The 23,300-nt window shown below is 69.4% G+C and carries 22 protein-coding genes and 1 tRNA gene; 11 read left to right on the forward strand and 12 right to left on the reverse strand.

Annotated elements, in window-relative coordinates:
* The first annotated feature begins 44 nt into the window (after window positions 1-44).
* Both polA and Q7V15_RS04160 read left to right on the forward strand, forming a co-directional pair.
* Entirely contained in the window at window positions 45-2,882 is a 2,838-nt protein-coding gene (polA, locus tag Q7V15_RS04155) for a DNA polymerase I (protein WP_304754048.1), read from the forward strand.
* A gap of 49 nt (window positions 2,883-2,931) precedes the next feature.
* Window positions 2,932-3,810 carry a DUF1206 domain-containing protein gene (locus Q7V15_RS04160; protein WP_304754001.1) on the forward strand — a complete coding sequence of 293 codons (879 nt, stop codon included), beginning with the start codon at window positions 2,932-2,934 and terminating at the stop codon, window positions 3,808-3,810.
* Window positions 3,811-3,869: 59 nt separating this feature from the next.
* On the opposite strand, the gene Q7V15_RS04165 is transcribed toward Q7V15_RS04160, so the two are convergent.
* The 6 genes from Q7V15_RS04165 to Q7V15_RS04190 form a co-directional block, all read right to left on the reverse strand.
* Window positions 3,870-4,649, reverse strand: coding sequence for a metallophosphoesterase family protein (locus Q7V15_RS04165; RefSeq protein ID WP_304754003.1), 780 nt, complete (start codon window positions 4,647-4,649; stop codon window positions 3,870-3,872).
* 70 nt (window positions 4,650-4,719) lie between these two features.
* The gene (locus tag Q7V15_RS04170; protein ID WP_304754004.1) at window positions 4,720-6,471 is read right to left on the reverse strand and encodes an SLC13 family permease; all 1,752 of its coding nucleotides are present in this window, start codon (window positions 6,469-6,471) and stop codon (window positions 4,720-4,722) included.
* Window positions 6,468-8,105, reverse strand: a complete 1,638-nt coding sequence (locus Q7V15_RS04175) for a DUF389 domain-containing protein (protein WP_304754006.1) — start codon at window positions 8,103-8,105, stop codon at window positions 6,468-6,470. Before Q7V15_RS04175 ends, Q7V15_RS04170 begins: the two co-directional genes overlap by 4 nt.
* Before the next feature lie 66 nt (window positions 8,106-8,171).
* Window positions 8,172-9,773: a methyl-accepting chemotaxis protein gene (locus tag Q7V15_RS04180; protein WP_304754008.1), complete on the reverse strand. Its 1,602-nt coding sequence runs from the start codon at window positions 9,771-9,773 to the stop codon at window positions 8,172-8,174.
* Window positions 9,774-9,834: 61 nt separating this feature from the next.
* The gene (locus Q7V15_RS04185) at window positions 9,835-10,149 is read right to left on the reverse strand and encodes a hypothetical protein (protein ID WP_304754009.1); all 315 of its coding nucleotides are present in this window, start codon (window positions 10,147-10,149) and stop codon (window positions 9,835-9,837) included.
* Between the two features lie 383 nt (window positions 10,150-10,532).
* A tRNA-Ala gene (locus Q7V15_RS04190) sits at window positions 10,533-10,608 on the reverse strand.
* A 130-nt stretch (window positions 10,609-10,738) separates the two neighbouring features.
* On the opposite strand from Q7V15_RS04190, the gene Q7V15_RS04195 reads away from it, so the two are divergent.
* From Q7V15_RS04195 to Q7V15_RS04235, 9 genes are all read left to right on the forward strand, one after another.
* Window positions 10,739-11,053, forward strand: a complete 315-nt coding sequence (locus Q7V15_RS04195) for a YggT family protein (RefSeq protein ID WP_304754010.1) — start codon at window positions 10,739-10,741, stop codon at window positions 11,051-11,053.
* A gap of 10 nt (window positions 11,054-11,063) precedes the next feature.
* A complete protein-coding gene (locus Q7V15_RS04200; protein ID WP_304754012.1) occupies window positions 11,064-11,342 on the forward strand; it encodes a DUF167 domain-containing protein in 279 nt (92 codons plus the stop codon).
* 33 nt (window positions 11,343-11,375) lie between these two features.
* Window positions 11,376-11,891 (forward strand): DUF2939 domain-containing protein, encoded by a 516-nt coding sequence (locus Q7V15_RS04205; protein WP_304754013.1) that lies wholly within the window; start codon window positions 11,376-11,378, stop codon window positions 11,889-11,891.
* Between the two features lie 35 nt (window positions 11,892-11,926).
* A complete protein-coding gene (locus Q7V15_RS04210; RefSeq protein ID WP_304754015.1) occupies window positions 11,927-12,715 on the forward strand; it encodes a dienelactone hydrolase family protein in 789 nt (262 codons plus the stop codon).
* 122 nt (window positions 12,716-12,837) lie between these two features.
* Window positions 12,838-13,266 (forward strand): 30S ribosome-binding factor RbfA, encoded by a 429-nt coding sequence (gene rbfA, locus Q7V15_RS04215; RefSeq protein ID WP_304754016.1) that lies wholly within the window; start codon window positions 12,838-12,840, stop codon window positions 13,264-13,266.
* Between the two features lie 4 nt (window positions 13,267-13,270).
* Window positions 13,271-14,203 carry a tRNA pseudouridine(55) synthase TruB gene (gene truB / locus Q7V15_RS04220; RefSeq protein ID WP_304754018.1) on the forward strand — a complete coding sequence of 311 codons (933 nt, stop codon included), beginning with the start codon at window positions 13,271-13,273 and terminating at the stop codon, window positions 14,201-14,203.
* A 14-nt stretch (window positions 14,204-14,217) separates the two neighbouring features.
* A complete protein-coding gene (gene rpsO / locus Q7V15_RS04225; protein ID WP_304754020.1) occupies window positions 14,218-14,487 on the forward strand; it encodes a 30S ribosomal protein S15 in 270 nt (89 codons plus the stop codon).
* A 274-nt stretch (window positions 14,488-14,761) separates the two neighbouring features.
* Complete coding sequence (gene pnp / locus Q7V15_RS04230) at window positions 14,762-16,900, forward strand: polyribonucleotide nucleotidyltransferase (protein WP_304754021.1); 2,139 nt, start codon at window positions 14,762-14,764, stop codon at window positions 16,898-16,900.
* 259 nt (window positions 16,901-17,159) lie between these two features.
* Window positions 17,160-17,681: a DUF2087 domain-containing protein gene (locus Q7V15_RS04235; protein WP_304754023.1), complete on the forward strand. Its 522-nt coding sequence runs from the start codon at window positions 17,160-17,162 to the stop codon at window positions 17,679-17,681.
* A 153-nt stretch (window positions 17,682-17,834) separates the two neighbouring features.
* Here the strand turns inward: Q7V15_RS04235 and dnaA are convergent, their stop codons facing one another.
* From dnaA to mutM, 6 genes are all read right to left on the reverse strand, one after another.
* Window positions 17,835-19,313, reverse strand: coding sequence for a chromosomal replication initiator protein DnaA (gene dnaA / locus Q7V15_RS04240; RefSeq protein WP_304754024.1), 1,479 nt, complete (start codon window positions 19,311-19,313; stop codon window positions 17,835-17,837).
* A 397-nt stretch (window positions 19,314-19,710) separates the two neighbouring features.
* Window positions 19,711-19,980, reverse strand: coding sequence for a 30S ribosomal protein S20 (rpsT, locus tag Q7V15_RS04245; protein ID WP_293321062.1), 270 nt, complete (start codon window positions 19,978-19,980; stop codon window positions 19,711-19,713).
* A 117-nt stretch (window positions 19,981-20,097) separates the two neighbouring features.
* A complete protein-coding gene (locus tag Q7V15_RS04250) occupies window positions 20,098-20,679 on the reverse strand; it encodes a GDSL-type esterase/lipase family protein (protein WP_304754026.1) in 582 nt (193 codons plus the stop codon).
* Entirely contained in the window at window positions 20,680-21,465 is a 786-nt protein-coding gene (locus Q7V15_RS04255) for an enoyl-CoA hydratase (protein ID WP_304754028.1), read from the reverse strand.
* Window positions 21,466-21,497: 32 nt separating this feature from the next.
* Window positions 21,498-22,376 carry a TraB/GumN family protein gene (locus Q7V15_RS04260; protein ID WP_304754030.1) on the reverse strand — a complete coding sequence of 293 codons (879 nt, stop codon included), beginning with the start codon at window positions 22,374-22,376 and terminating at the stop codon, window positions 21,498-21,500.
* Between the two features lie 5 nt (window positions 22,377-22,381).
* Complete coding sequence (gene mutM / locus Q7V15_RS04265) at window positions 22,382-23,245, reverse strand: bifunctional DNA-formamidopyrimidine glycosylase/DNA-(apurinic or apyrimidinic site) lyase (RefSeq protein WP_304754031.1); 864 nt, start codon at window positions 23,243-23,245, stop codon at window positions 22,382-22,384.
* Window positions 23,246-23,300: the final 55 nt, after the last annotated feature.

Below are 23,300 nucleotides of genomic sequence, written 5' to 3' on the forward strand. Positions count from 1 at the left end.
CTCCGCACGTGACCACGGCCCCGCCCGCGCCTATCTTCCCGCGCATGACCGACACGCTTGAGACCGCCCCCCTGCCGGACCTGCCGCGGACGCCCACTCAGGATGGGCCGCCGGTGCGGCTCTATCTGGTGGATGGGTCGGGCTATATCTTCCGCGCCTATCACGCCCTGCCGCCGCTGACCCGCAAGAGCGACGGCCTGCCGATCGGGGCGGTGTCGGGCTTCTGCAACATGCTGTGGAAGCTGCTGGTGGAGATGCGGGCCCAGGCCGATGGCCCGACCCACCTGGCGGTGATCTTCGACCATTCGGAGAAGACGTTCCGCAACACCCTCTATGACCAGTACAAGGCCCACCGGCCGCCGCCGCCGGAGGACCTGATCCCGCAGTTTCCCCTGGTGCGGGAGGCGACGCGGGCCTTTGGCGTGCCGAGCCTGGAGCTGCCCGGCTATGAGGCCGACGACCTGATCGCGGCCTATGCCTGCAAGGTGCGCGACGCCGGCGGCGAGGTGACCATCATCTCGTCGGACAAGGACCTGATGCAGCTGGTCGGCGACCGGGTCTCCATGCTCGACACCATGAAGAACCTGAAGATCGGCCGCGAGCAGGTGATCGAGAAGTTCGGGGTGCCGCCGGAAAAGGTGGTGGATGTCCAGGCGCTGTGCGGCGATTCCGTCGACAATGTGCCGGGCGCGCCGGGCATCGGCATCAAGACCGCCGCCCAGCTGATCAACGAATATGGCGACCTCGATACGCTGTTGGCGAGGGCGGGCGAGATCAAGCAGCCCAAGCGGCGCGAGACCCTGATCAATTTCGCCGACCAGATCCGCCTGTCGCGCCAGCTGGTGCAGCTGGACTGCGACACCCCCCTGCCCGCCCCCATCGACGACCTGGCGGTGGCCGAGCCGGAGCCCGCCGTGCTGGCGGCTTTCTTGGAGGAGATGCAGTTCCGCAGTCTGGCCAGGCGGGTGAGCGCGGGCGACGCCGCCCCTAGCCAGCCGGCGCCCGAGCCCCGGGCTGCGCCGGAAGCGCCACCCATCGACGTCAACGGCTATGAATGCGTGCGCGATGTGGCCACGCTGGAGGCCTGGATCGAGAAGGCCCGGGCCATCGGCGTCGTCGCCTTCGACACCGAGACCGATGCGCTGTCCTCGGCCAGCGCCGGCCTGTGCGGCGTGTCCCTGGCCGTCGCGCCCGGTCAGGCCTGCTACATTCCCCTGGCCCATGAGGAGCTGGACGGCCTGGCGCTGGATGCGCCGTCCGACCTGACCCAGATCCCACTGCCCATCGCCATCGAGCTGCTGAAGCCGATGCTGGAGGACCCGGCGGTCCTGAAGATCGCCCAGAACGCCAAGTACGACCTGGCCGTCCTGTCGCGCTACGGCGTGCGCGTGGCGCCGGTCGAGGACACCATGCTGATCTCCTATGTGCTGGAGGCGGGCCTGCATGGGCACGGCATGGACGAGCTGTCGCGCCTGTGGCTGGGCCATGAGCCGATCCCCTTCAAGCAGGTGGCCGGGACCGGCAAGGGGCAGAAGAGCTTCAAGAAGGTCGCCCTGAAGGAGGCCACCTGTTACGCCGCCGAAGACGCCGACGTGACCCTGCGGCTCTATCAGGTGTTGAAGCCCAGGCTCGCACCCGCAGGCCTGTCCACCGTCTATGAGACCCTGGAGCGTCCGCTGGCCGCCGTGCTGGCCGACATGGAGGTGGCCGGCATCGCGGTGGACCCCGAGCACCTGCGCAAGCTGTCCAACGACTTCGCCCTGCGCATGGCCGAGTTCGAGGCCAAGGCCCATGAACTGGCCGGCCGGCCGTTCAACCTGGGCTCGCCCAAGCAGGTCGGCGAAATCCTGTACCAGGAGATGGGGCTGGCGCCGAAGCGGACCACGGCGTCCGGCGCCTCGTCCACCGACGCCTCGGTGCTGGAGGAGCTGGCCCTCCAGGGCCACGAACTGCCCCGGGTTCTGCTGGACTGGCGCCAGCTCTCGAAGTTGAAGGGCACCTATACCGACGCGCTTGTGGCGGCCATCGCGCCGGACACCAGGCGCGTCCACACCTCGTTCGCGCTCGCGGCCACCACGACCGGGCGGTTGTCGTCGTCTGACCCCAACCTGCAGAACATCCCGATCCGCACGGAGGAGGGCCGCAAGATCCGCAAGGCCTTCGTGGCCGAGCCGGGCCATCTGCTGATCAGCGCCGATTACAGCCAGATCGAGCTGCGCATTTTGGCCCATATGGGCGACATTCCGCAGCTTAAACGGGCCTTTTTGGACGGTTTGGACATCCACGCCATGACGGCTTCGGAGATGTTCGGCGTACCCATTGAAGGCATGCCGGCCGAGACGCGCCGCCGCGCCAAGGCGATCAATTTCGGCATCGTCTATGGCATCTCGGCCTTTGGCCTGGCCAACCAGCTGTCGATCCCGCAGGACGAGGCGGGGGCCTATATCCGCACCTATTTCGACCGTTTCCCCGGCATTCGCGACTATATGGACGCCGAAAAGGCCAAGGTGCGGAGCCAAGGCTTCGTCACCACGCTCTTTGGCCGCAAGGTCAACATCCCCGAGGTCGGCGCCAAGGCCGCCGGCATGCGGGCCTTCGCCGACCGCGCCGCCATCAACGCCCCGATCCAGGGCACCGCCGCCGACGTGATCCGCCGGGCCATGATCCGCATGCCGGGCGCGCTGGCGGCCGCGGGGCTTTCCACCCGCATGCTGCTGCAGGTGCACGACGAACTGGTGTTCGAGGCGCCTGAGGCCGAGGCCGAGGCGGCGATCGCCGTGATCAAGCGGGTGATGGAGACCGCGTCCGAACCGGCCGTGGCCTTCTCCGTCCCCCTGGTGGTGGAGGCCCGCGCCGCGGCCAACTGGGACGACGCCCACTAGGTTCAGCCCCCCCGGAACCTTGGCTGTCGCGGGCACGTTTGCGCCCAGCATGGCCACAGCTTCCGAACACGACGCCGAGACCGCCCTCCGCCAGACCCTGCGCTGGCTGGGCGCGGCCCCGCTTGGCGCCCTGGCGCAGCTGGCCTGCCGCTTCGGCTACGGCGCCCGGGGCTTTGTCTATGTCAGCATCGGGTTCATCGCCTTCCTGGCCGCCATCGGGCGGGTTCCCGCCGCCGAGGGGTCGCTGGGCGCCCTGCAGGCCTGGGCGGAGTGGCCTCTGGGCCTCGTGCTGCTGGGCGTCACGGGGCTTGGACTCTACGGTTTCGCCGGCTGGCGGCTTCTACAGTCGCTGTTCGACGCCGAGCGCCAGGGGACCTCGCCCAAGGCGCTGGCCACCCGCGCGGGCCAGGCGATCAGCGGCCTCGTCTATGGGGCGCTGGGCTTTTCGGTGTTCAGCGCCCTGGACCTGCTGGAGGACCTCGGCGAGGCCGATGAGGGCCGCTCCGAGCAGGAGGCCGCCGCCCAGGCCCTGACCATGCCCGGCGGCGAATGGCTGATCGTCGGGGTCGGCGTCTTCATCCTGGCGGCGGGCCTCTCCAACGGGGTCAAGGCGGTCCTCGGCGGTCTCTGCAAGCGGCTGGTCTGCGAGGGGGCCATAGGCCGCTTGGCCGAACCCCTCGGCCGCCTGGGCTACGGCGCCCGCGCGGTGGCCTTTGGGGTCATGGGGGTGATGCTGGTCCAGGCGGGACTGCACGCCAACGCCGCCGAGGCCGCGGGCCTGGCCGAGGCCCTGCAGGCCCTCAAGAACGGTCCCATGGGGAACGGCCTGCTGACCTTGGTGGCCCTGGGCCTGCTGGCCTTCGGCGCCTTCGCCCTGGTGGAGGCCCGCTATCGTCAGATCCCCGCCGGCGAGGTCCTGGACGACTAGACCCCAGAGTGAGAGCGCGTTTCGCTCCGATAACCGGTTCCCACTTATCGGAACGCGCCCTAGGCCGCGGCCCGGCCCACCCGAGCCTGGATGAACTTGTGACCCCCGTCGTCCAGCCGGGCGGCGGTCAGCACGCCGGTGGCGTAGGCGCCAGTGTCCAGGCCCAGCCGGTGCGGGGTCACCTGCGGCTCCTCCATGGGAGTGTGCCCGTGGACGATCACCTTGCCGAAGGGGCCTGAGGCCTGGAGAAACTCCCCGCGAATCCACAACAGGTCCCGTTCGGTCTGGTGGGCCAGGGGCACGCCCGGCCGCACGCCCGCATGGACGAAGGCGTAGTCGCCGACCTCGGTGATCAGGTCGAGGGCGTCATAGAAGGTCCGGTGGGCGCCCGGCAGGGCCTCGCCGAAGGCCGCCCGGGCCACCGCCCAGGCCTCCGGATCGGTGCGGGTGGCCGGGGGCTGGACCCCATAGGAGGCCAGGGTGGCGTTGCCCCCGTGCTCGGCCCAGGTCGACCCGAAGGCCGGCTCGTCGAGGAAGCGCAGCAAGGCCTCCTCGTGATTGCCCTTCAGGGTCCGGACCTCGAAGGCGGGTTCGCTCCGCAGGGCCAGGATCGTCTCCACCACCTGACAGGAGCCCGGCCCCCGGTCCACATAGTCCCCGAGGAAGACCAGGAGCGGCTGGGCGTCCGGCGGTTCGGCGCTCACATCGGTGGCGATCTCACGCAGCAGAGCGACCAGCAGGTCATGGCGGCCATGGATGTCGCCCACCGCATAGACCCGGCGCCCGCCGGTGGAGGGCGGGGCCTTGGGCGTCTTCTTGCCAAACAGGCTTTTGAACAACGGGGGATCCTGGTCTCTCTGCGCGCCCTCACATTGTGGCGGGGCGGGGCCGCTCAATGCAAGGTCGGGCCTAGGTGTAGAACAGCGAGATCATTCCCGACGACACGAGAACCACCAGGACGGTCAGGGCGGCGCCCACCCGGGCATAGTCCCGGAACATGTAGCCCCCCGGAGCCATGACCAGCAGATTGTTCTGGTGGCCGATGGGCGTCAGGAAGTCCGAGGACGCCGCGATCAGCACCGCCAGCAGCAGGGCGTCCGGCGGGAAGTTCAGCTGGATGGCCATGCCGATGGCCACCGGCCCCATGATCACGGCGGTGGCGACATTGTTCAGGAACAGGGACAGCACAATGGTCGCCACCGAAACCGCCACAGCCGCGGCGAACAGGGGCGCGCCCCCCAGGCCGGTTCCCAGCCAGTCGGCGACAATGGCGGCCGCGCCGCTGGTCTGGAAGCTCTGGCCCACCGGGATCATGGCGGCCAGCAGCACGATGGCCGGCCAGTCGATGGACGAATAGATCTCGCCCGAGGGCAGGAAGCGCAGGGCCGCCAGGCCGGCGGCGGCGGCGGCGAAGGTCAACGCCGTGGGCAGGCCGAAGGCGACGGCGGCGATGACGGCGGCGGCGTAGATGCCGAGCGCCAGGGCCGCCCGGCGGGGCTGCACCACCACGGCGGACTTGCGGTCCAGCTCCAGCAGGCGGCCATAACGGAGATAGGCCTCCAGCCGCTCAGCCGGGCCATGCAGCACCAGCTGGTCGCCGGCGCGGATCTCCATGGCCCCCAGGGAGCCCTCGGCGCCGGCGGCGCGGGGACCGGCGGCCACCACCTTCAGCTCCTGGTCGGTTTCGGCCGAGATGATGTCGTAGGGCCGGCGGATCAGGGGCGAGCCGTGGGCCACAGCCACCCGGGAGGTCACTGCGTCGGCGGCTGTCGAACGCTCTACGGCGAGCTTGGCCCCCACCTTGTTGGCCAGCTCCCAGGGGTCCAGGGCGGTGACCACCAGGACCCGGTCGTTGGGGGACAGCCGGTCAAGCTTGTCCAGCTTGATGCGGCGATGACGGCGGACGACCGCCAGAACATGCGCGCCGGCCGCCTTGATCTCGGCGAACAGGGCCTCATGGTCCAGGTCGGCGGTGGTTCCGTCCTCGTCAGCCGCCGGCCGGGGCGGGATCAGCTCGAACACATTGCGGCCCCCGCTGGCGGCCTCTTCCCCCGTCCGTCGGGGGGTCAGCCGCCAGCCGATCAGGCAGAGATAGAGCAGGCCGACACCGGCCACCGTCACCCCCAGGGGGGACATGGCGAAGAAGCCGAAGGGCTCCCCCAACTCCTCCCGACGGATGGAGGACAGGATCAGATTGGCCGGCGTGCCGATCAGTGTGGTCATGCCCCCCAGGATGGTGGCGAAGGCCAAGGGCATGAGGCCGGCGGCGGCTGGCAGGCGGGCCGCGCGACAGACGCTGGCCACCACCGGCATGGTGATCGCCAGGGCGGCGATATTGTTCATGAAGGCCGACAGCACGGCCGCGGCCAGCAGCAGGATGCTGAGCTGCAGGGGAAAGGGCATGCGCAGGGCCGCAAGCTTGGAGGTGGCTGCGGCCGCCACCCCGGTCAGCTCGATGGCCCGGCCAATGATCAGCACCGCGGCGACCACCACCACGGCAGGGTCCGACAGGCCCTGGAGAGCCTGGTCAGGGGTGGTGAGCCCCAGGATCAGACAGGCGCCAAGGGCGCAGACCGCGACAAGATCGTGGCGCACCTTGTCCCAGGCGAACAGGGTCAGGGCGAAGACGAGGACCAGACCGGCCAGAAGCGCGTCGCTCATGGGGCGACCTCGTCCAGGCCTGCGTCGGTGTCCCGGGCGGTGGGCAAGCCCAGGGGCCGCACAGCCGCAAACCACAGGACCGACGGGTCCTGGGGCGAGACGGCTGGGGTCTCGCTTCTGATTTCGATGTCGCGCACGCCCAGGGCCTCCAGCCGATCGGCCACGGCTTGCGCTCGGGCCTCGGCCACACGGACGTCCCGGGGCCTAGGCCCCCGAGGTCCGGGGCTGGCCGACCCAACGACTTCGGCCCCCGAAACGTTCCACCGCGTGAACGCCCAGGCGATCAGCGCCACCCGGCGCTCGGCGCCGGCGTCCAGGGTGCTACGCCCCTCGCCGAAGGCGATCACCGGCAGTTCAAGGAAGGGCGGGGTCAGTTCGAGCTCCACCTCCGGCAGGAAACGCTGCGCCGCCGCTTCCAGCGCGGCGTAGTCGTCCAGGGTGGCCGGGCGGTTCAGCCGGACAGCCGCCTGCAGCCGCCCCGCCGCCATCGCCTGCGTCGCCTCCACCGTTCCGACCCCGGTGAGCATGTCCCGCAGCTTTTGCTCGGGGGTCGTACGCAGGGTGCGTGAGGTGGCCAGGGCGCGATTGGCCAGGGCGCCCCCGCTGGGGTCGGCCCGGGGGAGTCCGTCGGCGGTGAGGATCTGTTCGATCTGGACCTCCGGCTGGCCGCCCAGGGCCTGGGCCACCCGCCGTTCGGCCTGGGCCTGAAAACGGCCGGTGACCACCACCGCGCGGACCTGATCGACCCCGCCGCGGCCCGCACGGACCTGCAGGTCGGTAATGTGCTGATCGCCGCCCTCGAAGACTCCCTGGATGGCGCTTCGCACCCGGGCGGTCTCCCGGGCTTCGACGACGATGTCCCGGAGCGAGACCGCCAGGGGCAGGGACAAGAGCAGCAGGGTCGCCACCAGGGCCAGTTCCTCCCACCGCCGCCGCCGTCGCACGATGGGCTGGAAGCCATAGCGACGGGCGACGGCGAACACCGCCCCCAGTATGGCCACCACATTGGTCAGGAACAGCAGGAAGGCGCCGCCGGCCATGTTCCAGGCGCCGGTGGCCAGGCCATAGCCCACCACCGCCAGGGGCGGCATCAGGGCGGTGGCGATGGCCACGCCGGCCACCACACCGGGGCGCTTGGTGATCAGCACATAGGCGCCGACAAAGCCCGAGAGTATGGCCACCACCAGGTCCAGCAGGGTCGGCCGCGTCCGGGCGAGAATTTCCGGCGTCACGTCCTTCAGGGGCGAGGCCCAGACGATCAGGGCCGAGGCGGCCACAGAGACCGCCGCGCCCAAGGCCAGGGCCACGGCCGCCCGTTCGAAGGCCCGGGCGTCGAGCCTGGCGACCCCCATGCCCATGCCCATGATCGGTCCCATCAGCGGCGAAATGAGCATCGCGCCGATGACCACGGCGGCGGAGGATTGCAGCAGGCCCAGGGCCGCGATGCCGCAGGAACAGAACAGCAGGGCGAAATAGCCGGGGGAAATCCGGGCCCCCTCGGCGATCTCCGCCTCGATCTGCAGGCGATCAGCGTCGGTATGCGGAGCCGCGCCATGGGTGAGGCCACGACGCAGCTGGGCCAGCGCCAGACGGAAACGGGCGCGCAGGCGCAGGGAGGCGGGAGCCGACAGCATCTCCCCCCTTAGCCGATCATGGCTGCGCCTGTCTCCTCAAGGCCGGAGCCTCCGGCCCGCAAGGACTCAGGCCGCCCGGCGGGGCGCCGAGGTGGCCGCCGGGCGACCGATTTCGAAGCGGGCGACACTGTCGGTGAGGAGGCGGGCCTCGCTGGCCAGGGCGTGGCTGGCGGCGGTGGTCTCTTCGACCATGGCCGCGTTCTGCTGGGTCACCCGGTCCATCTCGTTCACGGCGGTGTTGACCTCGTGCAGACCGGTGGCCTGCTCCTGGGCGCCCGCGGCGATCTCGCGGACCAGACCATCGATCTCGGCCACCTGGACGACGATCCGCTGCAGAGCCTCCCCGGTCTGGCCCACCAGGCCGACGCCCTGGGCCACCTGCTGTGACGAAGCGCTGATCAGGGACTTGATCTCCTTGGCGGCGTCCGCCGAGCGCTGGGCGAGCGCCCGCACTTCAGAGGCGACGACGGCGAAGCCACGGCCGGCGTCGCCGGCGCGGGCGGCTTCGACGCCGGCGTTCAAGGCCAGCAGATTGGTCTGGAAGGCGATCTCGTCGATGACGCCGATGATCTGGGTGATCTGATCCGACGACTTCTCGATCTCGCTCATGGCCTGGACGGCGTCGCCGACCACCTGGCCGGCCTTCTGGGCGTCCTGCCGGGAGCGGGCGACCACCTCGGCGGCCTCCTTAGCGCCCTCGGCGGACTTGCGCACCGTGGCGGTGACCTCGTCGAGGGCGGCGGCGGTTTCTTCCAGCCCCGCGGCCTGCTGTTCGGTGCGCCGCGAGAGGTTGTCTGCGGCCTGGCTGATCTCGCCGGCCCCGCCGTGCATATTGGCGGCCGCCTGGGCGATGACGCCCAGCGCGTCCTGCAGCCGTTCGGCGGCGCTGTTGAAGTCACGGCGAAGGGCTTCGTACTGGGGCGTGAAGGCCTGACCGATGCGATAGGTGAGGACGCCCTGGGCGAGCTTGTCCAGGCCCGTCGCCAGGCCTTCCACCACCGCTTTGCGCTCATCCTCCACCGCCCGCTGCAGGTCCAGGCGCTCCTGGGCGGCGACCTGCTCGGCGGCGCGGGACTCTTCCACCGCCAGGGTCGCGCCCTCGGCGGTCTGACGGGCGGCCTCGGCCTCGGCCACGGCGGTGGTGGAGGTGGCGAACATCTGCAGGATGCGCAGAACCGCCCACACCAGCACGGCGGCCTCGACCACCAGGATCACCGCGTGGACCAGGACCCGGCCGATATCGCCGCCGCCGGGGAAGACGGCGGCCGGCAGGACAAGGCTGAGCACCAGGTGATGGACCGCTACGGTTCCGGCGCCGGCCACGATGGCCCGCCAGTCGCAGAAGACGATCAGGGTCGCCAGGGCGGCGAAATAGGCCATGTGCATGTCCACCTGCCAAGGGGCGCCGGCGAAGGCCGCCACCAGCAGGGACACCGCCCCCATCAGGGCCACGCCCACGGTCAGCCGGGCCGCAGCGCCGCCCGCCCGCGACATGACCAGCGAGGCGCAGGCCAGCCCGGCGGCGGCCAGGCTGAGCCCGATCCAGGGGCCGCCATTGAGAAAGGCCGCCAGCCCCACCAGGGGGATGAACAGGCAGATCAGGGCGTTGAGCACCTTCAGGCCGAAGGCCCGCTGATCTTCGAGGGTGAGCGCGCGGGATTGGGTCATGCGGCGGTGTCTCTGGCGGACGACGGCGGGGTCGCCGGGAAAGGGGGATGGACGGACATGGTCAGGGGACCGTCGCGCACGGACCGGCCAGGCCCGGATCGACCACCAGCCACGCGCCCTGGGCGCGCAGGGCCGAGGTCAGGCTTGGAGAGGCGCCGCCAGCCGGGGCGCGCTCGGTCAGGATGATGATGAAGGGTTGAGCGCCGACGCCGGTGACCTCACCGGCCCGGTCAGCGGCCGCGAGCGCCCGGGGGGCCGCCCACCAGGGGGGGAAGACGGCCGCGGCCGCATTGGCCTGACGCGGGGCGGCGCCGAGCACCAGGGCCGCGATCAGGCTCACAATGCATAGGCCGGCGGCCGGCAACCACGTCGCCACGGATCAACTCCCCATTTTGGGGACCAGATGTAGCAAGCACAGGGTTAAGCAGAGCTTAGCACGCCTCGGTGGCGCCAAGTTGTCGCAGGGACTCGACCTGGGCCTGTTGTCGGGGGATACGTATCCACGAGGCGTCTAGTGGAGCGGGGAGTCGTCGCCAGGCGGAACAACCGGCGCCCGCGACGACTCAAGCGATCCGCATGGGACCTTAAAACACAAAGGCGAGAACAGCGCCGACGACAACGACGAGGCCGACAATATAGATGATCGAGTTCATGACATCTCTCCAAGATTGCGTCTGCTGGGAGAACGTCGCGCCGTGGCTAGGGTTCCGCTCGCCCTGAGAGCGGGGCGCCGGAGCCGTCTGGCGATGGGGGAAATCCTGGTGGAGCCGAGCGGAATCGAACCGCTGACCTCCTCATTGCGAACGAGGCGCTCTACCAACTGAGCTACGGCCCCCAGGAAGGCGCGGAGTTAGGCGTGTGGTGGTTTTCTGTCAAGCCGCTCAAGGGGCCGGCGGAAGGCGCCGCCTTGTCAGGGGGGAGGCCCCGCGGCTAGAACCGGGGCTCAAGTCAGATCGGGACGCCCCATGGCCGCCATCCTCCAGTTCATCTTCTTCATCATCGGGGCGATCCTCCAGCTGATGATCTACGCGATCATCATCAATGCGATCCTCTCCTGGCTGGTGGCCTTCGACGTGATCAATCTGCGCAACCAGTTCGTCTACAATATCGCCCGGGCCCTGGAGGCGATCACCGCGCCGGTGATGCGCCCGGTGCAGCGGATAATCCCGCCCCTGGGCGGGGTGGATATCAGCCCGATCATCGTCATCCTGGTGCTGATCGGGGTGAAGGACATCCTGCTGCCGGCGCTCTATCGCGCCCTGGTCACGCCGGTCATCTGAGCCGGCGCCGATGCGCCTGGCCGTTCGGCTGACGCCCAAGGGCGGGCGCGACGCCGCCGACGGCTGGGGCCAGGACGCCGAGGGCCGGGCCTATCTGAAGGTGCGCGTCTCGGCCCCGCCGGTGGACGGCGCCGCCAATGGCGCCCTGATCGCCTTCCTGGCCAAGACGTTCCGGCGACCGCGCTCCAGCCTGAAGATCGTGTCGGGCGAGACCGCACGACTGAAGCTGGTGGAAATCGCCGATCTGGCGGAAGAAGATCTGGCCGCCGCCTTCGGATCGCCACCTTGAGGCGATCCTGATGATCGCCGAAGAGGAAGCCCGATGTTCAAGCCCCTGCGCCTGCTGATCCCGCTGGCCCTCGCCCTGAGCCTCAGCGCCTGCGCCGGGGGCGCCCAGCGGCTGGATGCGGCGGGCGATGTCCACACCCTGCTGACCGCCATCCGCGACGGGGACGAGGCGACCTTTGATCGCCATGTGGACCGCCAGGCCCTGCGCGCCCAGATCGAGGCCCGCATCGCCGTCGAGGCCGGCCGGGCCGGGGGCAATGACGAGATGCGGGCCTTGGGCGCCCTGCTCGGCCCCGCCCTCGCCAAGGCCGCCAGCGAACAACTGGTCCGGCCGCAGGTGTTCCGCGGCGTGGCGGAATACTCTGGCTATGACCCCCGCCAGCCCCTGCCAGGGCGGGTGGCCATAGCCGGCTCCCTGCGCGCCCTGGACAATGGCCGGGTCTGCGCGACCCGGGCCAAGGACGGACCCTGCCTGCTGATCTTCACCCAGACCGACGGGGTCTGGCGACTGTCGGGCTTCGAGGGCGAGATCGACATGCTGCGCCGCTGAGCTAGTCTCGTCCCCTCGGAGCGGGGGAGCGCGACATGGCGGCGGCGGATCTGGAAGGCTTCGAACGGTTCGAGTTCGATGACGGCCGCTGGCGCCGGCCGGTCTATCGCCGGGGCTCTGGTCCGGCGGTCATCGTCATCCACGAGATGCCGGGCCTGCATCCCCTGGTCCTGGCCTTCGCCGAGCGGCTGAGCCAGGCGGGCATGAGCGTCTGGTGCCCGAGCCTGTTCGGGGAGCCCGGCCGACCGGTCAGTCAGGCCTATCTGGCGGCCGAGGCTCTGAAGGCCATCTGCGTGCGGCGGGAATTCCACGTCTGGGCCACCGACAAGTCCAGCCCCATCGTCGACTGGCTGCGCGCGCTGGCCAGGCAAGCCCACGCCGAGTGCGGCGGCAAGGGCGTGGGCGCGGTGGGCATGTGTTTCACCGGCGGCTTTGCGCTGGCCATGATGACCGAGCCGTCTGTGGTGGCGCCGGTGCTGGCCCAACCCTCCCTGCCGCTCGCCGCCGGATCGAAGCGGCGGGCGGCCGCCATCGGGGTCAGCCCGGCGGAGATCGCCTGCGCCAGGGCGCGGTTCGAGACCGAGGACCTGTCGATGATCGGCCTGCGGTTCAAGGGCGACGCCCCGGTGGGCCAGGCGAGGTTCGACCGCTACCGGGCCGAGTTCGGCGAGCGCTTCGAGGCCATCGAGCTGGAGGACGCCGACGCCGCCCCCTCCCCCATCGCTCCGCACTCGACCCTGACCCTGCATCTGGCGCCCGACGGGCCGACCAAGGCCGCCGAGGCCCGGGTGATCGCCTTCTTCCGCCAGCGCACGGGGGCGTGAGCGCCCTGGCGGGTCGCGCGGCCTGGGCCTAGACTTCGGGAGGCGCGGCCACTAGAAGCGCGCCCTTCCCTGCGCCGGGCGTTCGAGCCGCCGGCCAGGCCAGATCCTGCGAGAGCCTCGCCATGAAACGTCGTCCCCCACCCCGCACGCCGGGCGCCCGTCCGGCCCTTCGTGGCCCCAGCCAGCGTCAGCTTCGGGCCGGCGAACTGGTCCGCCACGCCCTGGTGGAGATCATGCGCGAAGAGGATCTGGACGATCCGGCCCTGGCGGGCGACCCCGTCACCATCACCGAGGTCCGGGTCAGCCCCGACCTGCGCCACGCGGTCTGCTTCATCCAGCCCCTGGGCGGCGAGAACGCCACCGAGGTTGTGGCGGCGATGAACCGGGCGTCGAAATTCTTCCGCGGGTGCCTGGGGCGGATGATCGAGCTCAGGGCCACCCCGGAGCTGAAGTTCCTGCATGACGAGACCTTCGACGCCGCCGACCAGATGAGCCGGCTGTTCGATGATCCCAAGGTCCGCCAGGACCTCGACGCCCCCGAAGAGGACTGAGCCCATGGGCCGTCGGCGCAAGGGAGAGGCGGTGTCCGGCTGGATCTGCCTGGACAAGCCCTATGACCTGACCTCCACCCAGGCAGTGGGCAAGGTGCGCAGGATCTTCAACGCCCAGAAGGCCGGTCACGCCGGCACCCTCGACCCTCTGGCCACCGGCGTCCTGCCCCTGGCGCTGGGCGAGGCCACCAAGACGGTGGCCTATATGGTTGAGGCCGATAAGGGCTACCGGTTCACCATCTGCTGGGGCGCCTCGACCACCACCCTCGACAGGGAAGGCGAGATCACCGCCCGCTCCGACGTCCGGCCCACGCCCGACCAGGTCAAGGCCGTGCTGCACGAATTCGAGGGCGAGGTGATGCAGGTCCCGCCCATCTATTCGGCCATCAAGGTGGACGGCGAGCGGGCCTATGACCTGGCCCGGGCCGGGGAAGAGGTCGAGCTGAAGGCCAGACCCGTCATGATCCATGGCCTGGCGGTGGGCGAGGCGCCCGACGCCGACCACATCGAGCTGATCATGGACTGCGGCAAGGGCGCCTATGTGCGCTCGGTTGTCCGGGACCTGGCCCTGCGGCTGGGGGCCGAGGCCCATGTGAGCGCCCTGCGCCGGACCCGGGTCGGCGCCTTCACCGAGGCCCGGGCGATCGGGCTGGATTTACTTGAGGAATTGGGGCATAAGGCCCGCCAGTCGGAGGCATTGCTTCCGGTCGAGACCGCGCTGGACGACATCCCGGCGTTGGCCGTGACCGACGAAGACGCTTTCAGACTTAAGCAGGGACGGTCGATCGTTCTCGTTCCCCGACAGGTCGAAACCTTGAGAGCCGGGCTCGCGCCGGGCGCTCGAACCGTTTCGGCCATGTGTCGTGGCGTGATGGTGGCCCTCTGCGAGATGCGCGCCGGCAAGCTCGAGCCGTCCCGTGTCTTTCATCTCGAATAGAGCGGAGACGCACGATGTCGGTTACCCCGGACCGTAAGGCCGAAATTATCAAGACCCACGCCCGCAGCGAGGGCGACACTGGAAGCGCCGAAGTGCAGGTCGCGATCCTCACTGAGCGGATCGTCAACCTCACCGAGCACTTCAAGACCCACAAGAAGGACAACCATTCGCGCCGGGGCCTGCTCAAGATGGTCTCCCAGCGCCGGTCGCTCCTCGATCACCTGAAGAAGTCCGAAGCTGACCGATATCAGGCGCTCATCGAAGTGCTCGGCCTCCGCCGCTAGGACGTCCCTGCGCCCCCGCGAAAGCGGGGGCGTCGCACTTCAGGGTCCAGCTTCAAGGACCCGCCGCCGTCGTTGCGGCGAACCACCACCGTTCCCCCTCCGAAACAGGCCGGAGGCACTATAGAACGGCGGGGGCCAAGGCCCCCAAGACGCACGCTGAGGGTTGCGACGAAATCCTCATCACGCCTGTTCACCTGGAGAGGATTTCGGAAGTCCGACGCCCTGTCCGCCCCCGCCAGGAATACGCCTGCGGGACCTGAAAGAAGAAAAACTCATGTTCGACATCAAACGTAAGACGATCGAGTGGGGCGGCAAGACGCTGACCCTCGAAACCGGCCGCATGGCCCGGCAGGCTGACGGCGCGGTTCTGGCCACCTATGGCGAGACCGTGGTCCTGGCCACCGCCGTGTTCGCCAAGAGCGCCAAGCCCGGCCAGGACTTCTTCCCCCTGACCGTGAACTACCAGGAAAAGACCTATGCCGCGGGCAAGATCCCCGGCGGCTTCTTCAAGCGTGAAGGCCGGCCCTCGGAAAAGGAGACCCTGGTCTCCCGCCTGATCGACCGCCCGATCCGCCCCCTGTTCGTCAAGGGCTTCAAGAACGAAGTCCAGGTGGTCTGCACCGTCCTGGCCCACGATCTTGAGAACGATCCCGACATGGTCGCCATGGTCGCGGCCTCGGCCGCCCTGGTGATCTCCGGCGCGCCCTTCATGGGTCCGATCGGCGCCGCCCGCGTCGGCTTCATCGATGGGGAATACGTCCTCAACCCGACCCTGGAAGAGCTGAAGACCAGCCAGATGGACCTCGTCGTCGCCGGTACGGCCGATGCGGTGATGATGGTGGAGTCCGAAATCCAGGAACTGACCGAAGAGCAGGTCCTGGGCGGCGTCTCCTTCGCCCACAAGGCCATCCAGCCGGTGATCGAGGCGATCATCGACCTGGCCGAACATTCGGCCAAGGAGCCCTTCGACTTCGCCGCCGACGACACCGACGCGCTCAAGGCGCAGATGAAGACCCTGGTCGGGGCCGACATCGCCGCCGCCTACAAGGTCACGAAGAAGCAGGACCGCCAGGAAGCGCTCAGCCAGGCCAAGCAAAAGGCCGTGGCTTCCATGGCCAAGTCCGAGGCCAATCCCGACGGCGTCGACAGCCAGAAGCTGGGCGGCGTGTTCAAGGAGCTTGAGGCGGACGTGGTCCGCCGCGGCATCCTCGACACCGGCCTGCGCATCGACGGCCGCACCGTCGACAAGGTCCGTCCCATCGTCTCGGAAGTGGGCATCCTGCCCCGGGCCCACGGCTCGGCCCTGTTCACCCGCGGCGAAACCCAGGCCCTGGTGGTCGCCACCCTGGGCACCGGCGACGACGAGCAGTTCATCGACGCCCTGGAAGGCACCTACAAGGAGAAGTTCCTTCTCCACTACAACTTCCCTCCCTTCAGCGTCGGGGAAGCTGGCCGTATGGGTTCGCCCGGCCGTCGTGAAATCGGCCATGGCAAGCTCGCCTGGCGCGCCGTCCGTCCGGTCCTGCCGGCGACGGAAGACTTCCCCTACACCATCCGCCTGGTCTCGGAGATCCTGGAGTCCAATGGCTCCTCCTCCATGGCCACGGTCTGCGGCGCTTCGCTGGCCATGATGGATGCGGGCGTGCCCCTGAAGAAGCCGGTCTCCGGCATCGCCATGGGCCTGATCCTGGAGGCCGACGGCTTCGCCGTGCTCTCCGACATCCTGGGCGACGAAGACCACCTGGGCGACATGGACTTCAAGGTCGCCGGCACCGCTGATGGCATCACCTCGCTGCAGATGGACATCAAGATCGCCGGCATCACCGAGGAGATCATGAAGAAGGCGCTGGAGCAGGCCAAGGCCGGCCGCCAGCACATCCTCGACGAGATGACCAAGGCCATGGACGCGCCGCGCACCGAGCTCGGTGAGTACGCGCCCAAGATCGAAACCATGAAGATCGCGGTCGACAAGATCCGCGAAGTCATCGGTTCGGGCGGCAAGGTGATCCGTGAGATCGTCGCCGAAACCGGCGCCAAGGTGGACATCTCCGACGACGGCACGATCAAGATCGCGGCTTCCGAACAGTCCAAGATCGATGCGGCCCGCGACTGGATCAAGTCCATCGCCTCGGAGCCCGAGCTGAACGCCATCTACACCGGCAAGGTGGTCAAGGTGGTGGACTTCGGGGCCTTCGTGAACTTCTTCGGCGCCAAGGATGGCCTGGTTCATGTGAGCCAGATCTCCAGCGAGCGCGTGGCCAAGGTCTCTGACGTCCTGACCGAAGGCCAGGAAGTGAAGGTCAAGCTCCTGGGCTTCGACGATCGCGGCAAGACCCGCCTGTCCATGAAGGTCGTCGACCAGGTGACCGGCGAAGACCTGTCCAAGAAGGAAGGGGCCGAGGTCGAGGCTTAAGGCCTCACCTCCATCCTGACGACGAACGGGGCGGCCGCAGCGATGCGGCCGCCCTTTTTCGTAGGCCGCACCGCCCTTGCCAGCCATCGGCGGACTGGTAGAAGCCTCATGGGTCTGCAGTTCACCCAGGCGTCACCGCCCCATCCGGGGAGCTAAACCTGCCAAGGCGAAGACGCCCCGCTTGTCCTGACGAGCGCCGGGTCGGAAGTCGGTGACCTCGACGCCCCTTCAAGGGGTTGGCGCCTCATGAGGATGAGTGATGCCCAGAACCGCTATTCCCTACGCCACGCCGGACATCTCGACCCTGGCCAGGTCCCTGCGCGACCAGCTGGCGCGGCTGGGGCCGACGCCTGGCCATGTGGAAATGCTGAACATCCTGGCCCGGGCGGCTGGGGCGAAGAACTTCCAGCACTTCCGCGCCCGTTACGGCGCGCCTGAGGCCCCGCCCGAGCCTGCGGCCGATCTCGCCCGGGTGGAGAAGCTCGCCCGCCAGTTCGACGCCCAGGGGCGGCTCGCCCAGTGGCCGGCCAAGCCCTCCCAGCAGGCGTTGGCGCTTTGGGCCCTGTGGGCCGCCCTGCCGGCCGGGGACACCGTCAGCGAGCCGGTGTTCAACGGGCGGCTGAACGCCCTGCACACCTTCGGGGACCCGGCCATCCTGCGCCGGTCCCTGGTCAGCGCCGGCCTCGTCTCGCGCACCCTGGACTGCCGGGACTATCGGCGGATCGAGCAGCGGCCGCCCCCGGAGGCCCAGGCCCTGATCGGCCGGCTGCGGCGAGGCTGACGGCCTCTCACGGGCCGGTCAGCATCCAGCGCCTTCCGCCGCCCGTCACCCTCACACTCGGCGCTCGGCGCTCGGCGCCTGCTAAAAAAGCGAAAGGCCCGCCGGGGATGGCGGGCCTTCAGGCTTGCGGACCGTGGGGTCGGCTAGGGCAGATCAGCCGCGGAGCTTGCGCAGCAGCAGGTCGAGGTCGCGGGCCAGGCTCGGATCCTCGGCCTTCAGGGCCTCGATACGGCGCACGGCGTGCAGGACGGTGGTGTGGTCGCGGCCGCCGAACCGCCGGCCGATGTCGGGCAGGGAGCGGGTGGTGATCTGCTTGGCGATCCACATGGCCGCCTGGCGGGGGCGCGCCACGGCCCTGGCCCGGCGCTCCGACAGCAGGTCGGCCTGGGTCAGGCCAAAATGCTCGGCGACGGTCTTCTGGATCTGGTCCACCGTCACCTTGCGCTCCGGCGCCGACAGGTGAGGCCTCAGGATGCTCTGAGCCTCGTCCAGACTGAGCTGGGCCAGTTGGGGTCCGATCCGGGCCACAAGGGTGTTCAGGGCCCCTTCCAGCTCGCGGACGCTGTCGCTGAAGCGGTCGGCGAGGAATTGCAGGACCTCAGGCCGGGCGGTGGGTGAAAAACCCCCCTGGCGGGCCAGGATGTCCAGCTTGCGCTCCAATATCCCCTGGCGCAGGTCGCGGTCGGCCGGCTCGATGCCGCAGACCAGGCCCGCCTGGAGGTGCGAGCGCAGGCGGGGCTCCAGATCCGACAACTCGTGCGGCGGGCGATCGGCGGTCATCACCACGCGACGGCCGTCCTGAACCAGGGCGATCAGGGTGTGGAACAGCTCTTCCTGGGTCGAGGCCTTGCCGGCCACGAAGTGGACGTCGTCGATCAGCAGCAGGTCGGCGTCCCGCAGCTCTTCCTTGAAGGCCGCGGTCTGGCGGTCCTGTACCGCCTTGACGAAGGTCTGGGTGAAGCGTTCGGCGGTGAGATAGACCACCTTCTTGTCGGGCGCCGTGCGCAGGGCTTCCCAGCCGAGCGCGTTCAGCAGGTGGGTCTTCCCGAAGCCGTAGGGGCCATGGAAGACCACGGGGTTGAAATGGCCGTCAGCCCAGCAGCCCACCCGGCGGGCGACCGCAAAGGCGAACTCGTTGGCCGGACCCGGCACGAAGGTGTCGAAGGTGAAGCGTTCCTGCAGGCCATGGGTGCGGACGGTGCGGGCCGCGGGGGCCTCGAAGTCGGCAGGGCCCTCATGGACGGTCAGGACCCGGGCGGCCGAACCCGAAGACGCGGCGGCCAGGCTCACCTCGGCCACCAGGGGCTCGGCGGGGGCGGCGCTGTCGAACTCCATCCGGGACTTCAGGTCGAGGGCGCGGCCCTCGGGATCGTTCTGGGCCCAGAGCTCGCCGATGCGGCGCCAGGCGTGGCGGCGGATCCAGTCGCGGGCCACGCCCGTGGCGGCCACCAGGCACACCTCGCTGTCAGATCGCTCACGCAGGGCGGCATGGCCGAGCCAGGAGCCAAAGGTGGCGTCGCCGAGCTCACGTTTCAGGGTCAAGCACGTCTTTGTCCAGACCGCCCCAGCCGGCGTCGCTGTCGTCCTGTCCGCCAATCCTCCAGAAGCCATCTTCGCTACTTCCCCCAACATCCGCCATCATTGGCCGCAACCCCACGCTGCGGCCACGTTCTTCAAGAAACACAGAGGGTTACCCGGAGAGCGCATAGAATCCCGCCCCCGTTCTTTTCATCCGAATTCAGATGGAAAACACGTCTGTGTTGAAGCCCAGAGACTAGTCCTGGACCGGGGGGGGTCAACGGTGATTCTTCGCGCCGTCCGCGGATATTTTCGTTGACTCAACCGCACGCCCTCGCGCCACAAGGGAAATCTCGAAATCAGCCATCCGCAGTGAGAACATTGGTCGCAGGAGTCGCACCACAGCGGACAGGAGACAGAAAAGCCCGCACGCCGATAAGGCGCGCGGGCTCGTTCATTCGTCGAACAAATTCAATCAACTAGGCCGCGCGAAGGCAGCCAGGCTCAAGCTTTAGGCGACGGCCAGCTTTTTCAGCCGGGCGGCCAGGCGCGAGACCTTCCGCGAGGCGGTGTTCTTATGGATCACACCCTTTGTGACCGCCCGCATGACTTCGGACTGGGCCTCGACAAAGGCGGTCTTGGCGACGGCTGCGTCACCAGCGGCGACCGCCTCTTCAAACCGTCGAAGATAGGTCCGTACGCGCGAGCGGCGGGCGGTATTGACTTCGGTGCGACGGGCGATCTTGCGGATCGCCTTCTTGGCGCCGGGCGTGTTGGCCATTCTTCAGCTCTCGAATAGTAGCGCGCCCTAACGCAGGTCCGGGCGGTGAAAATCGGAGGCGCGGATATACGGGATGGCGGGAGGCCGGTCAATGGCGCCTGGACCTTCGGCCGGAATTCACTGCCGTCCCGTGAACCCTCGCCAGGCTGGATGGGCCGACACCAGCTGGGCCATCTGCCCATACCCCGCCGCGCCAGGGTGGGCGCCGTCGCCCGCCTGGGCCTCGGCCAGCCAGACGCCGCTGACAGCCAGGGGACGCAGGACGTCGATATAGGGAACCCTCAGGCGGGCGCAGAGGGCCTTGAAGGCCTCGTTGAGCGCCTCGACCCGCGCCGCCAGCCCGGGCTCCTCCACCGGCGGCGGGCCAACCATCAGCACGGGCGCCAGCCGCGCCCCCTCCGTCAGCATCAAACGGGCATTCTTCAGGCTCTCCGCGGCCGAGAGCCGCGGGGCGCCGCCCTCGGCGTTCGCGTCATTGCAGCCGAAGGAGAAGACGATCCCGCACGGCTCGGCGTCGGTGAGCCTGGCCCCCGCCTCGGTCGACCAGCGGCGGGCGACATCTGCGCTGGTGTCGCGGCGGACGCCGAGATTGTAGAGAGTCACCTCCGCCCGGCCGGCCAGGGCGCGGCCGAGCCAGCCCTGATGGGCCGGGTCGCCGACCCCGGCCACGAAGGAGTCCCCGAAGGCGAGGATCCGCACCTAGCGGCCCTTGAAGCTGGGCTTTCGCTTTTCGACGAAGGCGGCCATGCCCTCCTTCTGGTCCTCGAAGGCGAAGAGGGAGTGGAACAGCCGCCGCTCCACCGCCACACCGGCGCTCAGCGTGGTCTCATAGGCGGTCTCCACCAGCTCCTTGTTCATCATCACCGCCACCGGCGACTGGGCGGCGATCTTGGCGCCGGCCGCCAGAGCCTCCTCCACCAGGGCGTCGGCCGGCACAACGCGCGAGACCAGGCCCGCCCGCTCGGCCTCGGCGGCGTCCATCATCCGCCCGGTCAGGATCATCTCCATGGCCTTGGACTTGCCCACGAACCGCGTCAGGCGCTGGGTGCCGCCAATGCCCGGCATGACGCCGAGATTGATCTCCGGCTGGCCGAACTTCGCCGTATCGGCGGCCAGGATGAAGTCGCACATCATGGCCAGCTCGCAGCCGCCTCCCAGGGCGAAACCCGCGACGGCGGCGATGATCGGCTTGCGGCAGGCCTCGATCCGCCGGGCGCTGCGGGCGAAGGTGTCGGCGACGAACATGTCCGCATAGGACTTGTCGGCCATTTCCTTGATGTCGGCGCCGGCGGCGAAGGCGCGCGCCGAACCCGTCAGGATGATGCAGCCGATCTCGGGGTCGGCCTCGGCCACGTCGAGGGCGGCCTCAAGTTCGGCCAGCAGCCTGGCGTTCAGAGCGTTCAACGCCTCTGGCCGGTTCAGGCGGATCAGGATGACGGGGCCGTGGGCCTCGATGAGCAGGGTCTCGTAGCTGGGCGCGGACATGGCGGCTCCTGTGGAAGACACGTCCCTGCCGCTTAAGGCCCCTCGACCTCGTAGCCAAGGGCGCGCAGGCGCTGCGGCAGGCCCTCGGCGCCCAGCAGGTGGCCGGCCCCGACCACCACCACCGTGCGGCCCGAGCCGTCCAGGCGCGTCTGGAGCTGTTCGAGCCAGGCGGCGTTGCGTTCGACGATCAGCCGCCGATAGAGGCCTGGCGCCGCCGCTTCCAGGGGCGCAAGGGCCTCGGCCTCCAGGGTCGCCAGGTCGCCCGCCATCCAGGCCGCCACCAGCCGGTCGAAGGCCTCGAGGTCTTCCTCCATGGTCTGCAGACTATGGGCGAGGCTGGCCAGCTGTTCCTCCAGGGAGACGCCGTCAAAAGCCGAGAGTTGCGCCTCGACGGTTTCCAGGGCCTGGCGCGTCACCGCCGGCGGGGCCGTGGCGCTGACCTGTTGTTCGACCCCGTGGGCGATGTCGGCCCCCTGGCTTCCCAGCATGGCGGTGACCAGCAGCACTTCGGCGAACCAGGGCTTCAGCTGGTCCAGCAGGGTGGGGGGCAGGCTGTAGCGCACGGCCATGCGGCCCAGGCGCAGGCGGCTGTCTTCGGGCAGGCGCTCATAGAGGCCCCGCCCCGGCGGCAGGACCCCCAGCCGCAGGGCCAGACGTGCGGCCTCCTGCTCGGTGGCGGGATCCACCGGCAGCTCGAACCACAGGTCGTCGGCCTGGGCCAGCGCCGCGTCCAGGGCGGCGGGCCGCCAGTCGAGCCCGGGCGGCAGCAGGTGGATGGAGCCGAACAGGAGCATCTCGGAGTCGTCATCGCGCACGATCCACACCGCCGGCTGCGCCTGGGCGGGCGGGGGCGCGCAGGCGCCCGCCAGGGCCAGGAGGATGAGGGCGAACAGGCCTCTCAGATGTCGCATCGCGTTCACCTCTGGCAGGCGGGACAGAAGAAGGTGGAACGGCCGGCCTGGACCTGGCGCTGGATGGTCCCGTTGCAGCCCGTATTGCGGCAGGGCTCACCCTCCCGCCCGTAGGCGCGGAAACTGTGCTGAAAATAACCCAGGGCCCCATCGGCGGCGGCGTAGTCGCGCAAGGTGGAGCCGCCCGCCGCGATAGCCGCGGTCAGCACCTGGCGAATGGCCTCGACCAGGACGGTCAGCCGTCGCTTGCTGATCTTGCCTGCCGGGCCGAAGGGGGAGATGCGGGCCATGTGCAGGGCCTCGCACACATAGATGTTGCCGAGCCCCGCAACGATCCTCTGGTCCAGCAGCAGGGTCTTGGGCCCCTGCTTGCGGCCTTCGAAGGCGCGGGCGAGGCGGCCGGCGTCGAAATCGTCGGACAGGGGCTCTGGTCCCATGCCAGCGAACCAGGGATGGCTGGCCAGATCCTGGGTGGGGATCAGGCCCATATAGCCGAACCGCCTTGGGTCGTAATAGGTCACCCGGCCGCCCGCCTCGGTCTCGAAGACCACATGGGCGTGCTTGGGATCGGGATCGGCGGCATAGACGAACTGGCCTGGCCGGATCGTCCCCTCGGGCCGGGCGATCTCGAAGCGGCCGCTCATGCCCAGATGCATGACCAGGGTGTCGCCCCGGTCGGTGGGGGCCAGCACATATTTCGCCCGCCGGGACAGGGCCTCGATACGCGCCCCAGCCAGCCGCTGGACGAAGCCCTCGGGGAAGGGGAAGCGCAGGTCCGGGCGCCTGGCCTCCACGCGGGTCAGGCGCTGGCCGTCCAGGACGGGCGCCAGGCCGCGCCGCACGGTCTCGACCTCGGGAAGTTCAGGCATGCCGCCTCGATTGGCAGAGGCTGCGCGCATGATCAACTTCAACCGCGCCGGCGGC

It is taken from the genome of Phenylobacterium sp., from assembly GCF_030651755.1.
Classification (GTDB): Bacteria; Pseudomonadota; Alphaproteobacteria; order Caulobacterales; family Caulobacteraceae; genus Phenylobacterium.

Coding starts and splice junctions, on each gene's coding strand:
- polA (WP_304754048.1), top strand. CDS start 45: ATGACCGACACGCTTGAGACCGCCCCCCTGCCGGACCTGCCGCGGACG.
- Q7V15_RS04160 (WP_304754001.1), top strand. CDS start 2,932: ATGGCCACAGCTTCCGAACACGACGCCGAGACCGCCCTCCGCCAGACC.
- Q7V15_RS04170 (WP_304754004.1), bottom strand. CDS start 6,471: ATGAGCGACGCGCTTCTGGCCGGTCTGGTCCTCGTCTTCGCCCTGACC.
- Q7V15_RS04175 (WP_304754006.1), bottom strand. CDS start 8,105: ATGCTGTCGGCTCCCGCCTCCCTGCGCCTGCGCGCCCGTTTCCGTCTG.
- Q7V15_RS04180 (WP_304754008.1), bottom strand. CDS start 9,773: ATGACCCAATCCCGCGCGCTCACCCTCGAAGATCAGCGGGCCTTCGGC.
- Q7V15_RS04195 (WP_304754010.1), top strand. CDS start 10,739: ATGGCCGCCATCCTCCAGTTCATCTTCTTCATCATCGGGGCGATCCTC.
- Q7V15_RS04200 (WP_304754012.1), top strand. CDS start 11,064: ATGCGCCTGGCCGTTCGGCTGACGCCCAAGGGCGGGCGCGACGCCGCC.
- Q7V15_RS04205 (WP_304754013.1), top strand. CDS start 11,376: ATGTTCAAGCCCCTGCGCCTGCTGATCCCGCTGGCCCTCGCCCTGAGC.
- Q7V15_RS04210 (WP_304754015.1), top strand. CDS start 11,927: ATGGCGGCGGCGGATCTGGAAGGCTTCGAACGGTTCGAGTTCGATGAC.
- rbfA (WP_304754016.1), top strand. CDS start 12,838: ATGAAACGTCGTCCCCCACCCCGCACGCCGGGCGCCCGTCCGGCCCTT.
- truB (WP_304754018.1), top strand. CDS start 13,271: ATGGGCCGTCGGCGCAAGGGAGAGGCGGTGTCCGGCTGGATCTGCCTG.
- rpsO (WP_304754020.1), top strand. CDS start 14,218: ATGTCGGTTACCCCGGACCGTAAGGCCGAAATTATCAAGACCCACGCC.
- pnp (WP_304754021.1), top strand. CDS start 14,762: ATGTTCGACATCAAACGTAAGACGATCGAGTGGGGCGGCAAGACGCTG.
- Q7V15_RS04235 (WP_304754023.1), top strand. CDS start 17,160: ATGCCCAGAACCGCTATTCCCTACGCCACGCCGGACATCTCGACCCTG.
- dnaA (WP_304754024.1), bottom strand. CDS start 19,313: ATGTTGGGGGAAGTAGCGAAGATGGCTTCTGGAGGATTGGCGGACAGG.
- rpsT (WP_293321062.1), bottom strand. CDS start 19,980: ATGGCCAACACGCCCGGCGCCAAGAAGGCGATCCGCAAGATCGCCCGT.
- Q7V15_RS04255 (WP_304754028.1), bottom strand. CDS start 21,465: ATGTCCGCGCCCAGCTACGAGACCCTGCTCATCGAGGCCCACGGCCCC.
- Q7V15_RS04260 (WP_304754030.1), bottom strand. CDS start 22,376: ATGCGACATCTGAGAGGCCTGTTCGCCCTCATCCTCCTGGCCCTGGCG.
- mutM (WP_304754031.1), bottom strand. CDS start 23,245: ATGCCTGAACTTCCCGAGGTCGAGACCGTGCGGCGCGGCCTGGCGCCC.